This is a genomic window from Gottfriedia sp. NPDC056225, from assembly GCF_042267765.1.
Classification (GTDB): domain Bacteria; phylum Bacillota; class Bacilli; order Bacillales; family Bacillaceae_G; genus Gottfriedia.
In genome coordinates, this window is record NZ_JBHJTJ010000013.1 from 87065 (window position 1) to 101393 (window position 14329).

General features: G+C 33.6%; 12 protein-coding genes. All 12 read left to right on the forward strand.

The features are described 5' to 3' along the window. Window positions 1-2 precede the first annotated feature (2 nt). The gene (locus ACFCYN_RS11155) at window positions 3-1676 is read left to right on the forward strand and encodes an LTA synthase family protein (RefSeq protein ID WP_375949335.1); all 1674 of its coding nucleotides are present in this window, start codon (window positions 3-5) and stop codon (window positions 1674-1676) included. Between the two features lie 281 nt (window positions 1677-1957). Next, entirely contained in the window at window positions 1958-4180 is a 2223-nt protein-coding gene (locus tag ACFCYN_RS11160; protein ID WP_375949337.1) for a heparinase II/III domain-containing protein, read from the forward strand. Between the two features lie 195 nt (window positions 4181-4375). After that, entirely contained in the window at window positions 4376-5092 is a 717-nt protein-coding gene (gene sleB, locus ACFCYN_RS11165) for a spore cortex-lytic enzyme (protein ID WP_098170851.1), read from the forward strand. A gap of 15 nt (window positions 5093-5107) precedes the next feature. Continuing rightward, a complete protein-coding gene (gene ypeB, locus ACFCYN_RS11170; RefSeq protein WP_375949340.1) occupies window positions 5108-6448 on the forward strand; it encodes a germination protein YpeB in 1341 nt (446 codons plus the stop codon). 192 nt (window positions 6449-6640) lie between these two features. Beyond that, window positions 6641-7537: a MarR family winged helix-turn-helix transcriptional regulator gene (locus ACFCYN_RS11175; RefSeq protein ID WP_375949342.1), complete on the forward strand. Its 897-nt coding sequence runs from the start codon at window positions 6641-6643 to the stop codon at window positions 7535-7537. 761 nt (window positions 7538-8298) lie between these two features. Further along, window positions 8299-8604, forward strand: a complete 306-nt coding sequence (locus ACFCYN_RS11180; protein ID WP_098119347.1) for a PTS sugar transporter subunit IIB — start codon at window positions 8299-8301, stop codon at window positions 8602-8604. A gap of 22 nt (window positions 8605-8626) precedes the next feature. Next, a complete protein-coding gene (gene celB / locus ACFCYN_RS11185; protein WP_172447019.1) occupies window positions 8627-9943 on the forward strand; it encodes a PTS cellobiose transporter subunit IIC in 1317 nt (438 codons plus the stop codon). 135 nt (window positions 9944-10078) lie between these two features. Beyond that, window positions 10079-10399, forward strand: a complete 321-nt coding sequence (locus ACFCYN_RS11190; protein WP_375949345.1) for a PTS sugar transporter subunit IIA — start codon at window positions 10079-10081, stop codon at window positions 10397-10399. 18 nt (window positions 10400-10417) lie between these two features. Continuing rightward, window positions 10418-11749: a 6-phospho-beta-glucosidase gene (locus ACFCYN_RS11195; protein WP_375949347.1), complete on the forward strand. Its 1332-nt coding sequence runs from the start codon at window positions 10418-10420 to the stop codon at window positions 11747-11749. Beyond that, window positions 11746-12453 (forward strand): chitin disaccharide deacetylase, encoded by a 708-nt coding sequence (gene chbG, locus ACFCYN_RS11200; protein WP_172447021.1) that lies wholly within the window; start codon window positions 11746-11748, stop codon window positions 12451-12453. The genes ACFCYN_RS11195 and chbG overlap by 4 nt, the downstream gene beginning before the upstream one ends. 189 nt (window positions 12454-12642) lie before the next feature. After that, complete coding sequence (locus tag ACFCYN_RS11205) at window positions 12643-13902, forward strand: helix-turn-helix domain-containing protein (protein ID WP_375949349.1); 1260 nt, start codon at window positions 12643-12645, stop codon at window positions 13900-13902. After that, complete coding sequence (locus ACFCYN_RS11210; protein WP_375949351.1) at window positions 13899-14054, forward strand: hypothetical protein; 156 nt, start codon at window positions 13899-13901, stop codon at window positions 14052-14054. Before ACFCYN_RS11205 ends, ACFCYN_RS11210 begins: the two co-directional genes overlap by 4 nt. Window positions 14055-14329: the final 275 nt, after the last annotated feature.

Consider the following 14329-nt stretch of genomic DNA (forward strand, 5'->3'; position numbering starts at 1 on the left):
ATGTGAAACTTTATCAGAATTGGATGCTAACAGATACTTTTAAATGGAACTTTTTGATTGTATCTGTTATTGTTTCCATCATTGTGATCGGTCTGTATGCCCTTGGCTATAACGTTTGGTGGATTTTAGTGACGATTGTCGGGGCATTAGGAATATTCTCTTATGCACTATCGGAAAAAATAAAATATACTGGAGAGCCATTTCATCCGAGTGATTTACTTTTTCTACGTGATCCAATCGTCTTTATTCAATTTTCAAAACTTCCTTCTATTCTAAAATGGAGTGGCCTATTTGCGATTCTAGCTTTTCTATGTTTAGGCACTTATTTTGCCTATAAAAAATGGAGAAATGCTTCTAAAAGGAAAAATGCTTTCCGCTTCCTATTAATCGTTTCACTAGGCGTGTTTTTTTCATTTGGGACTAAAGAAGGGTATGCTTATTTTGTTAAATATTCAAATGTAAAATATATTCCTTGGAATTACGAAACTAGCGTAGAAAGATATGGTATGTATCCAACATTTTTAGTAACGTATATAAACAGTAAAAAAGAAGAGCCTAAGTTAGCTCCTAATGTAAAAGATGGAATTATTAATGAGTTAAAATCATCGAAACCACTAACGAAGCCTGCACAATTACCGGATATTTTAGTGATCCAAAGTGAGGCTTATAATACTTTTGATGGTACGAAATTAACATGGAATACCGATCCAAATGCACCCCTTCGTTCAATAAATGAAGGGATTCATGGGACTTTAATCAGTAACACATTTGGAGGCCGAACAGCTAATGAGGAATTTGAAATCTTGACTAGCCTAAAATTAAAACGGAAATTGGAAGAGCGTACTCCATATCAAGAAGGAAAAATGGGAAATAGAGAAATGCCTAGTTTCGTTCAGGATGTTAGAAAATTAGGTATGGATCCAATTGCGCTTCATCCTTTTAAAACAACCTTTTTTAAAAGAAAAGAAGTTTATCCTCACTTAGGGTTTAATCAGTTCTTGTCTGAAAAAGATTTAACATCATGTGAAAAATTTGGTTCTTATATATCTGACGACTGTAGCTCCAAAAAAGCATTATCCTTAATTAATAAAAAAGGGAGTCAGTTTGTTTTCTTTGTGACAATGCAGAACCACTTTGATTGGCATAAAGGTCGCTTTCCGGAAGAAAATATTAAAGTAAGTGGAGTTCCAATGGATGACACGTTAAAAGAAAAAGTGGGAAGCTATGCAAGTGGTATTTATAAAAGTGGAAATTCGCTTGTCTCAGTATGGCAGGAAATCAAAAAACGTAAAAATCCTACAATCGTCCTTTTTTATGGTGACCATCGTCCAACATTTGGTGATAAAAAAGAAACTTACGAGCAGTGGGGAGCTCCGGTAGAGAAGATCGAAGAAGAAGATTGGTATAATGAAACTCCTATGTGGATTTGGAGTAATGACAAAAATACAATGGACAAGATTAAGAATTATTCAAAGCCATTTTTACAAAATGGTAATCTTAAATTAGAATCATATGAAATTGGACCACTTCTAATGAAGATTCTTACGAATAATCAGATTGAACAATCTTGGTATGATTGGGTACTTAAAAATCACTCAAATGATGTTTGGGATTGGATCATTTATGATCGAGTATATGGTGAAGGTATTACTTTTAATAATAGCATTCATCAATAAAATAGTATCCGAAAAATCCATTTTTTGACTTTATACAGAAAGGGCCAAAACGGTCCTTTTTTTTTGATAATAAATTGGCATTATACTGATTTACAAGTGATTCTTTAGCTTTTTAAAAAGATTTTTACATAAAATGGTTCGTTTGGAAATATATACAAAAAGCGAATCATACTTTGGCAAAATATTCAAATTATATATTTGTTTTTTTAGAAAATAATGAGTTTTTTTGTAGTATAATCTTCTGGTTGACAGTTTAATAGATTGTCAGATTAGGAGGAACTATGAAAAAATTAAGTGCAATATTTTTAGCAGCCATTATGTTATTTTTTACTACTATTCATTCATTTGCTGAAGTAAATAAAGAAATTTATTTAACGAAGAGAAGTCAAGTATCAAATGATTCAGCAGCTATTGCTGATCGCATCTTAGGGGGAGAATTGTATGTTTCTCCAACCTATTCTTTTTATAAACCGACTAAAAAGATTACTTGGAAGGAGGATCCCTTTCATAGTACAACATGGCGTTTGTATTATCAAAGCTTAGATACTTTAAGTTTTTTAACAAATGCATATGAAAAAACGAATGATACAAAGTATTTATTATACGGTTTAAATTTAATCAAGTCATTTTGGAGTGTAAATTCGAATCCGGCTAAGCCATCGGATTACTATACATATAATGCACATACTATTGCGAATCGCACGAATAATTTAATGTATTTTTATCATTATTATGCAAATTCATCAGTAGCAACCCAAACAAATGAAGACTACATAAAGAATATACTTCGATTACATGGCAGCTTGTTAAATAGCTCTAAGTATTATGATACAAAAACAAACTATGGTTATTTTCAAGATCGTGCCCTTATTCAATTTGCGGCCTATTTCCCTGAAGAAGCAACGAGTTCAATATGGAGAGTAAATGCACTAAATCGAACGAAGGCTCATATAAAAAAGGATTTCACGGTAGATGGTCTTCATAAAGAACATAGTCCACAATATTTTGACGTTGTTATGACTTTGATCGGGGATATAAATAAGATTGCAAATGATCGTGATTTGACGAATCTTTTACTAAAAGCACAAAATGCATTTGCGAAGCTTGTTTTATCAGACTTTTCGGTTCCTAGATTAGGTGATACAGACTTTCGTTATTTACCAAGGCCGAGTCAATATTCAGTATTAGATCCTGAATTCGAATATGTTATTACAAAAGGAAAAAGTGGGGTACAACCACCATTAGTAAGTAATCTATCTAACGCAGTTGCAGTTATTAGAGATGGTTGGGGAGTAAATACTTCATCATTATTATTTACAGCTAGTAATTTTAGTACCTCGCATAAACATGCTGATGATTTATCGTTTATCTATTCTCAAAATGGTAAGGAAATCTTTACCGATGGGGGTAAATATAATTACAATACAAGCGATCCTTATCAAAAGTACTTAAGAACAACATTTGCTCATAATGTAGTTACGATTGATGGAAAGTCATATCCAATTTCAGTTAGCAATGTTGGAAAATCTAAAATGACGAATTTTATTGATAGCCCAGAAAGTGTCATTATTACAGGAGAACATACAATTTATAGCGGTGTTCGAGTTTATCGTACAATCGTGTACTTAAAGGAGAACAAAGTAACGCTCATTCAAGATGAAATTCTTTCAAATACTAGTCATAAAACAGAACAAATTTTTAATATTGGTCAAGGAATCGAGAATTCAAAAATTGATCCAAGTACTTTTTTACTGAATCAATCGATTATGTTCAAACAACATAACTCTTCTAGCGTAAAAGAGTATTTTGGTCAGAAGACACCAATTAGAGGATTTGCTTCTACGGTATTTAATAGTATTTATCCTATTAAACAATTAGATTTTCAATCTAGTGGAAAAAATGTTCAATATTTTACAAGTATAAGTAATAATGCTAATTCTGTGATGAATTTTTCATTAAATGAAGATTCATACAAAATAGACATGTCGGATGGAACATCATTTAATGTGATAAAACCACTAGGCACACCATATGTTTATAATGTCTCTGATCAAGACAAGGTATTGAAAGGATTCACACAAGGTGGAGCATTAATAAGTGTAATGGATGGAACGAAGCTGATTGCTAGTGGACAAGCTGATCTTACTGGTAATTTTATGATTAGTTTACCACTTCAAAAAGCAGGCAAAAAGCTAAATATTGTTGTAACTAGTAAAAATAAGCAATATAAGAATTCTGCGGTTACTGTAGTGCTGGATAAAACACCACCTAGTACGCCTACAGTAAAAACTGCTTCTAGTAAAACAAAAATAGTTAGTGGAACAACTGAAAAATACATTAGCGTATTAGCTAAAAATGGTAGTAAAACATATACAACTACATCTGATAAATATGGAAATTATCAACTAAAAATTCTTGATTTGAAAAAAGGGTTTACCTTATCTGTATCGGCAAAGGATAGTGCAGGAAATATAAGTAAAGCGAAGCTAGTTAAAGTTAATTAGTTTCACGAAAAAAAAGTCATAATATTATTCAAGACAATTTACCATCAAGGTGAATTGTCTTTTTTTATTAAAAGAAACAGTTATCTCATCACAATCAGATGGATCTAAATAATTCACTTTTTAAATTTTTTTACATAAATTGGGTGTTCTTGAAAAAAATACAAAAAGGGATATTTATACTTTAGGAGGTTTGAAATGAGGAAACTAGTTTTCTTAAAGGGTCCGTTAATTTTTTGGATCGTTTTTATGAGCATTTTCTGTAATGTTCAGCTCAATAATGTACAAGCTTTTACAAGCCAAGTTTTACAAATGGGTGCTACCGGAGAGGATGTTATTGAATTACAGTCTCGCTTAAAATACAACGGTTATTACACTAGTAAAGTAGATGGTGTCTTTGGATATAACACATACTGGGCCGTTAGAAACTTTCAAAACAACTTTGGGATGCCAGTTGATGGAATTGTAGGAGCAAAAACAAAAGCAATGCTAGTAAAAGCTACAAAATATGAAAGCTCCGGAAATACAGGTAATTCTGGATCAAATGTACCAAATGGTTATTCGCAAAATGATATTCAGCTAATGGCAAATGCAGTTTATGGAGAATCGCGTGGCGAACCGTATATCGGTCAAGTGGCTGTTGCAGCAGTAATTTTGAATCGTGTAAGTAATTCTTCATTTCCAAATACAGTTTCAGGTGTCATTTTTGAACCAGGTGCCTTTACTGCAGTATCTGATGGACAAATCTATTTAACGCCGAATGAGACTGCAAAAAATGCAGTTTTAGATGCTGTAAATGGATGGGATCCAAGCGAAAATGCTTTATATTATTTTAATCCTGACACAGCGACTAGTGCTTGGATTTGGAGCCGACCACAAATTAAGCAAATTGGTAGACATATATTTTGCCGATAAGAAAGGAGTGTTTGTGTGATTAAAGAAGCTGCAATAGGCGTTTTAGCAGTAGGAATATTAGGAACTTCATATTGGGGTTATACAGAGCATAAAGCTAAAAACGAAATTAAAGTTCAGGCAGAAAACAATTATCAACGTGCATTCCATGAATTGACTTATGAATTAGATTTATTACACGATAAAATTGGTGACACCTTGGCAATGAAGTCGAAGTCATCCATCTCACCAGCCCTCGTTGAAGTATGGGGTATTACCTCACAAGCTCATTCTAATGTGGGACAGCTGCCACTGCGACTTTTACCAATTAATAATACAGAAGAGTTTCTAACCGATATAGGTGACTTCAGTTATCGAACTGCAGTAAGAGATTTGGATAAAGAACCTTTGACTGAAAACGAATACGCAAAGCTACAAAAATTATATGAGAACTCTGCTGAGATACAAGGTGAGATTCGAAAAGTGCAGCATATGGTTTTTGAAAATAAACTGCGTTGGATGGATGTTGAACTCGCTTATGCAAAGGATCAAAATCCAAAAAATAACGCAATTATTGACGGATTTAAAACAGTCGAAAAGAATGTAATGACATATTCGGATGCAAATGCAGATCCTTCACTGACTGATTTTAAAGTAAATCGGTCAAACCTAGCGAATGTAAAAGGTGAAAAAGTAACAAAAGAACAAGCAATCGATATTGCCAAGAAATTTCTAGAATTAAATAGTACTGTACAAATAAAAGCTCAACTCACAGGCGAGAAATTAAAAGATCGATACTATACTTTAGAAATTAGGGAACCAAAAACAAATAGTGAAATTTATATGGATATTACTGAAAAGGGAGGCTATCCTGTTTGGGTAATTGATAGCCGAGCTATAAAACCACAAAAAGTCGACTTGAATCAAGCTTCAATTAATGGCCTTAAATTTTTAGAAAGAAATAAATTCTCAAATATGGAGCTTACCGAAAGCTCGCAATATGATACTGTCGGTGTATTTACTTATGTTTCAAAGCAGGATGGTGTCAGAATATATCCTGAATCCGTTACGATGAAGATAGCTCTTGATGACGGAAGTATTGTTGGATTTTCATCAAGAAATTATTTATCAGCATTTGCGAAAAGAACGATTCCAAAGCCAAAAATATCAGTTGAACAGGCGCGAAATAATATTAGTTCAAATATAAAAATAATGGAAGAGCGCAAAGCAATTATTTTAAATAAATTAAATCAAGAAGTGCTCTGCTACGAATTTGTTGGCATTAGAGGGAATGATACATATCAAGTATTTATTAATGCAGATACTGGTATGGAAGAGCAGATTAAAAAGTTAAATGTTCTTGTTGAAAACTATGACTGATCTAAGTAGCTGTCTGAAGTTCTCAGCCAGAGCCTTAAGTTATTAAGACTTAAGGCTCTGCTTAGTATCATTTAGAATGGAAATTTATAATTGACAATTTTAGTAAGGTACCTTATTATCATATTTGATAAGGTACCTTACTTTTTTTGAGTGAAGTTATAATTTTTCAAAATACTATTTGGAGGTATTAGTATGACCAAACTAAATGAGAATGATCTAATTGAACAATTTTTTAGACTTGAAAATCAACTTCGAAAATATTTCGTTATTAAATCAAGAGAAAGCGGAGTATTACGCAACAAGCTTTTAGGTCAGGGACGTATATTGAGTTTACTAAAATTAAAACCAAAAACGACGCAAAAAGAACTATCTTATTTATTAGATATGAGACCGCAATCCTTGGGAGAGCTACTAGGTAAACTTGAGAAGAAAGGGTATCTTACTCGCGAACCATTAGAAAATGACCGTCGTATATTATCTATTCAGCTAACAGAAGCAGGATTAGAAGCAGCGAATGAAAACGAAAAACAACAAGATCAATTGAATGTTTTTGATGTTCTTTCAGATGAAGAAAAATTTAGTTTTTCCGAGATCACTTTAAAGTTACTAGATGCATTAGAGCAAGAATTGTCACAAAACGGTGGTGAATATCGAAGAGTCAGAAGTCATGATGAAAGTGAGCTTGTTCAACGACTTCGTGGATTTAGAGACGAACATCCCCTTCGTAGAGTTAAGCGTGAACATAGTCTTAGAAGAGCTAGACACGAACACGAATCAAGGGAATTTGAATCTGGCCAAGACCAAAGAGAATTTGAACAAGAACATGACCAAAGAGGTTTTGGACCAGGACATGGCCGAGATGGATTTAGAACGGGACGGGATCCACGTGGTTTTGGTCCAGGTGAAACCCCCCGCGGATATGGACCAGGATTTGATCCACGTGAATTTAGGCCACATGAAGACACGCGTGACTATGGGAGAGAACAAGCCCAACGCGCATTCAGACCCGAACGTGACCCACAAAATTACGAATTTAATCAAAGCAGTATGGAAAAAGATTCACCGGATCATGACGATGAAAACTCATAATAAGTAAAAAGAAATGGCTTCGTTATCTAGCCATTTTTTTTGTTTGTGAGTAAGGAAAAGAGTAAAAACCAAAAATAACATACTCATAAAAGGCCGTTTAGAAACAGCCTAAGGAGGATGTCACAAATTTGCACAGGGGCATCCTTGATTTTATAAATATGGAATTTTAAAAGAAGAGCGTCGAGGTGCAAATTAGAACGATAAACGTGCAAATAAGTAATTAGAAACTGCAAATAAAGGTCGAACTGCAAATAAAATTAGCAAAACTGCAATTAAAAATAACAAAACTGCAAATAAAATTAGCAAACCGACTCTTAGTTTTTCAGAATATAAAATACCGAGATGCTAGTTGTTTGGAGAGCAAATTTAATTACTAGTTTATAAATAGACGTTTTACACATACCATTTCTTTTTTATGGATAGTCTCTTTCGCATTTCTAGTTCAAAACACCAGTCATTTTTATTACGAATATGAGACTTTAGTTTTGCTATCTGATCATCATAATCTTGTTAATTGAGTTTAGTAAGACAATCTACCCAAAGCATGAGCAGTGCTTTATTTGAAGCGACTCTAAATGTGAAAATCTATAGGTTTCGACCAGTAAAAAAATTTTTTTATATTTGTCCTATTGTCCAAAATGGTGAATATATATTTCTTGAGATTAAAATTTTAGGGGAGAGAGGTAAGTTCGTAAGGTCTGCTTGGTAGTAGAAGTTTAATTGTGTTGTAAGCGTTTTCTTTAGAGAGAAGGGGGGATTTAATGAATATTTTACTATGTTGCGCTGCCGGTATGTCTACAAGTTTATTAGTTACGAAAATGGAAGCTGCTGCAAAGTCCGAAGGGATCGAAGCAAGAATTTGGGCAGTAAGCGCTAATGATGTTAAAAATCATCTTGATCAAGCAGATGTATTACTCGTAGGTCCCCAAGTAAGGTATCTACTTCCACAATTAAAGAAAGAAGGTTCACAAAAAGGAATTCCGGTTGATGCCATAAATCCTGTTCACTACGGGATGTGTAAAGGAGCAGAGGTCCTGAAATTTGCAATCGATTTAATAGGTTCATAATTTCATATAGGGGTGATTTGTAATGGCCAACTTTACTCAGATGTTGGAAGAGAAAGTAATGCCTGTTGCTGGTAAAATTGCGGGTCAACGACACTTGCAAGCATTACGTGATGGAATTATTTTAACGCTACCTCTTATCATTGTCGGTTCTATTTTCTTAATTTTAGGCTTCTTACCATTTGACAGTTATCCGGAATTTATGGCAAAAACTTTTGGCGCTGCTTGGCAAACAAAGCTGCTCTATCCGGTAAGTGCTTCGTTTGATATTATGGCGCTAATTGCAGGATTTGGTATCGCTTATCGACTTGCTGAACATTACAAAGTAGATGCATTGAATGCTGGTTCGATTTCAATTGCTTCGTTTATTTTATCAACACCATACTTCACAATGTTTACTCCTACTGGTGCAACTGCAGCAATAAAAGTAGGCGGAGTACTACCTATGGCGTTTTTAGGAAGTAAAGGTCTGTTTGTTGCTATTATTATTGCTTTATTCTCAACCGAAATTTATAGATGGGTAATTCAGAGGAATTTTGTCATTAAGATGCCGGATGGTGTACCACCAAGTGTAAGTAAATCATTCGTTGCATTATTTCCAGCTTTTTTAGTTATTCTTTGCGTATGGATTATTCGTTTATTAATTGAACACACACACTACCAAACTTTACACAATGTTGTAGGTGATTTATTACAAGATCCACTTAGTAAACTTGGTGGATCATTAGCAGGTGCCTTAATAGCGGTATTATTAATTCAATTATTATGGTCAGTTGGTTTACACGGTGCGGCAATTGTTGGTGGCGTAATGGGTCCAGTATGGTTGGCAGCAACTGATGCAAACCGTATGGCTTTACAAGCACACCATGCAATGCCAAACGTTGTTACACAACAATTCTTTGATATCTTCGTCTATATGGGCGGTTCTGGTGCAACTATTTGTTTTGCACTTATGATGCTACTATTTGCAAAGAGTCAGCATGCAAAGCAATTGGGAAGACTATCGATCGGTCCTGGTATCTTTAATATTAATGAGCCAATTACTTTCGGGGCACCGGTAGTAATGAATCCTTTACTTTTAGTTCCATTTATTTTAACTCCATTAGTTCTTGTTGTAACCACATATATAGGAATGAAGACTGGTTTTGCACCAAAAACTCACGGTATTGCCATTCCTTGGACGACTCCACCAATTATCGGCGGTTGGCTAGCAACTGGAGGTAACTGGAGAGGATCTGCAATGCAATTGATTAACCTAGTTATTGCATTTTTAATCTACTTCCCGTTCTTCAGAATGTGGGATAAACAAAACTTGAAAACTGAAAATAGTTCTACTAACTAAAAGGGCTTTCCCCAGACTGTTTACAAAATCAGTCTGGGTATCTTATTTATTATTTTTTGTAAACACACTGGAAGCTTGCCCTGTGGCAGGCTCTTGGTATTGTTTTCTTCAAACCTATTGAAGGGTGTGATTCAAATGACAAAGGAAGAATTGTACAACCTATCTTTTCAACTAATTTTGCATAGTGGAAATGCTAGAAGTCTTGCAATGGAGGCGATTTATACAGCTAAGGAAAAAAAGTTTGATTTAGCGTTTGAAAAGCTTTCAGAGGCAGATCGTGAATTTAGTCATGCACATCGTTTTCAAACTCAATTGATTCAGGCAGAAGCTGGGGGAGAGGATTTTGATACTCCAATCCTATTAATCCATGCCCAAGATCATTTAATGACAGCAATGACGTTAAAGGATTTAGCGAGGGAAATTATTGAGCTGCGGCAAGAAGTTAACAACAAATAAAAGGAGGTTTACATAGTAATGAGTAAAACAATTAAAATTGCGACAATTGGTGGAGGTTCTAGTTATACTCCAGAGCTAGTAGAAGGATTTATTAAGCGGTACAACGAGCTTCCATTACGAGAGCTATGGCTTGTAGATATTGAGGAAGGTAAGGAAAAATTAGAAATCGTTGGCCAATTAGCAAAGCGAATGTTTCAAAAGGCGGGTCTTCCTGTAGAAGTTCACTTGACGCTTGATCGTCGAGAAGCGCTTAAAGATGCTGATTTTGTAACAACTCAATTCCGAGTTGGTTTATTAGATGCAAGGGCAAAGGATGAAAGAATTCCTTTAAAATACGGAGTACTTGGCCAAGAAACAAACGGACCAGGCGGTTTATTTAAAGGTTTAAGGACAATACCTATTATTTTAGATATTGTGAAGGATATGAAGGAGCTTTGTCCTAATGCCTGGTTAGTTAATTTTACAAATCCTGCAGGCATGGTTACTGAGGCAGTTCTTCGTTATACTGACCATCGAAAAGTTGTTGGTTTATGTAATGTTCCGATAGGAATGGAAATGGGAATTGCTAAATTATTAAACGTTGAGCATTCTCGTGTACGAATTAATTTTGCTGGATTAAATCATATGGTTTATGGATTAGATGTATTTGTTGATGGAGAAAGTGTAAAAGATCAAGTCATTGAACTTTTAACGAATCCGGAAAATTCTAGCTTTGTTAAAAATATTCAAGGTTATGGCTGGGAACCTGAGTTTCTTCGTGCGCTAAATGCACTTCCTTGTCCATATCATAATTATTATTATAAAACTCGGGATATGGTTGAAAAAGATATTAAAAATGCTGAAACTGTCGGTACACGTGCTGAAGTTGTTAAAAAATTGGAAGATGATCTTTTTGAACTTTATAAAGATCCAAATCTATCAATTAAACCGCCACAGCTTGAAAAACGCGGGGGAGCATATTATAGTGATGCTGCTGTTCGTTTAATTTCTTCTATTTATAATGATAAAGGTGATATACAACCAGTTAACACAATGAATAATGGATCGATTGCTAGTATTCCAAATGACTCAGCAGTTGAGGTTAGTTGTGTCATTACTAAGGATGGTCCAAAGCCAATCGTAATGGGAGACTTACCTGTTTCCGTAAGAGGTCTTGTACAACAAATCAAATCATTTGAAAGAGTGGCATGTGAAGCAGCAGTCACTGGTGATTATGACTTAGCAATTTTAGCATTAACCATTAATCCTTTAGTCGCATCAGATAAAGTGGCCAAACAAATTGTTGATGAAATGCTAGAAGCTCATAAGAAACACTTACCTCAATTTTTTAAAGAGGTGAATGTCAATTGATAAAATTAATAGTTAACGCAGACGATTTTGGCTATTCAAGAGGGATTAATTATGGAATAATTGATGCGCACAAGAATGGAATTGTTAATTCAGCTACGATGATGATGAATATGCCTGGTGTAAGTCACGCAGTTGAGCTGGCTAAAGAAAACCCTGGCCTTCAAGTTGGGATCCATCTCGTTTTAACTTGCGGAAAACCTCTTTTAAGTGATGTTCCTACGCTTGTTAATGAAGAAGGAAATTTTAAAAGTAGGAATGAATTCTTCGAGCATAAAAATATCTCCCTAGAAGAATTAGAAAGAGAATGGACTAAACAAATTGAAACATTCCTAGAATCAGGACTAAAACCAACCCATTTTGATAGCCATCATCATGTTCATTCCATTCCTGAATTCCTACCAGTCGTACAGAAGTTATCGAAAAAATATAATTTAAGTGTAAGACGTATTTCGGAAAATGCCTTACAAGGGGTAACGCCATTCACTGATGTTTTTCTTCACGGTTTTTATGGAGAAGGTGTAACTGAGGATTATTTTGAAAAGGTTTTGACACATGTTCAAGATGGTCAATCGGTTGAAGTAATGTGCCATCCAGGTTATCTAGATCATGAAATTTTAAACAATTCCTCATATGCTAAAGATCGCGTAAAAGAAACGCTAGTTTTATCGGCTGTCAAATTACCTAAAGAAATTGTTTTATTATAATATAGAGTACTAAATAGTTTAATTGATTAGCATAAAGACCATCTTTTGGTGGGATTTATGCTTTTTTATTTCTATAATCTTATTAATTAGAGTTTTATAATCTTGGGAAAAAATGTAAGATGAAATAAGGATAGATATACATTATAATGAATATTAACAATATTAAAATAATATTTAAGGAAAATACTTATGAAAATAGGAAAAATCATTAATTACCATCGAAAAAAACACCAGATGACACAAGAACAATTATGTGATGGGATATGTTCCGTTTCTCATTTGAGTAAAATTGAGAATAACACAAAAGAAGTTAATATTGAAACTTTAAACCTACTATGCTTGAAATTAGGTATTTCAGTTGAAGATGAAAAAAATAAAGTAAATCGTTTAAAAATTAAATTACAAGAGTTTTATGATGCAATTGAACGATTACACCATAAAAAGGCAGATACTCTCTATTTAGAACTATCTAAATATAAGGAGTATGTCCAATATACGGAAATGCTTTATGTATATGAAATATATATGTTAAGGTATATTTTGTTTTTAAATCAGCTAGATTTAGCAGAGAAATTAATTATTAATATAATGAAAAGCACGAGAATGTTTTCTGAATATGAATTATTTGTTTGGAATGTATTAAATGCAATCTTTAATCATAAAAAGGGTAACTATCAAAAAGCTTTAGAGTTACTAGATGAAGTAAATGATTTGAGAAAGCTTTATCGTGATGAAATTACAGAATATTATTATTTAAAATCCTTAATGCACTGTCAATTAGGACAATCAGCATTAGCGATCTATTTTGGTAATAAGGCACTTGAAGTGTTTAAAAAAAGGAATAATATTATTAGAACATTAGATGTGAAAACAATTTTATCCATTCATTTAACTGAAACTGGTGAATACGAAAGAGCTGAAAATTTACTAAAAGAAATACTAGATGATGCGGAATTAATTCAAAACACAACAATTGTTGAGATGGCTTGGCATAATTTAGGGTATTTATATGGTACTCAAAACCTTTCTGGAAAAGCATTGGAGTGTTATTATAAATCACTTCCATTAATTGAGAAATATACTGAAGGGTATTATCTTACTATAGGAAATATTGCTAATCATTTACTAAAGCTAAAAAAAAATGAACAAGTAATAGATTTATTAGAACATGAACTAGAACTATTCAAAGATACAACAAGAGTAGAGTATGTGAAGTTAAAAGTATTATATTACGAAGCAAAAAGTGAAAAAGAGACATTAATTCACTATTTAATGAACGACGGCATTCCAATAATGGAGAAGCATGGTAATCGAATCAAGATACATGAATACAGTGAGCGAGTTGCTGAATATCATCAAGAGCAAGGCGACTTACTTTTAGCTAGTAAATATTTAAAAATTAGCTTGAAACAAATGAAAAAGACACATAATATGGGAGTTCTCAGATGAAAAAAATGATTAAAGTTATTAGCCTTACCCTAATTATCGCAGTACTTACGAATACTGGGATTCATACTATTCAAAATCAGCATTTATCAAACAATGCATCATACGTAGCTGCAAATACGACAGATGATGATCCAAAACCACCTGGAAGCTGATTTAGGTTACTAGAGTGAACCACAAGGGATAATTTCCTTGTGGTTTTTTGTTTTTTGGTAATTTTAATGTAACGATATGAATGGGTTGGGTTGATTTATCAACGGATGCTAGTAATATATCAACGAGTTTTGATGATATATCAACGGATGTTAGTAATATATCAACGAGCTCTACCGATATATCAACCAAGTTCACAACTTTATAAATATTGTTCAAATACTGTTCGCGTTTTTCATTCATAAGTCCAGACAAAAAAGGGAAGTCTCAAATAATA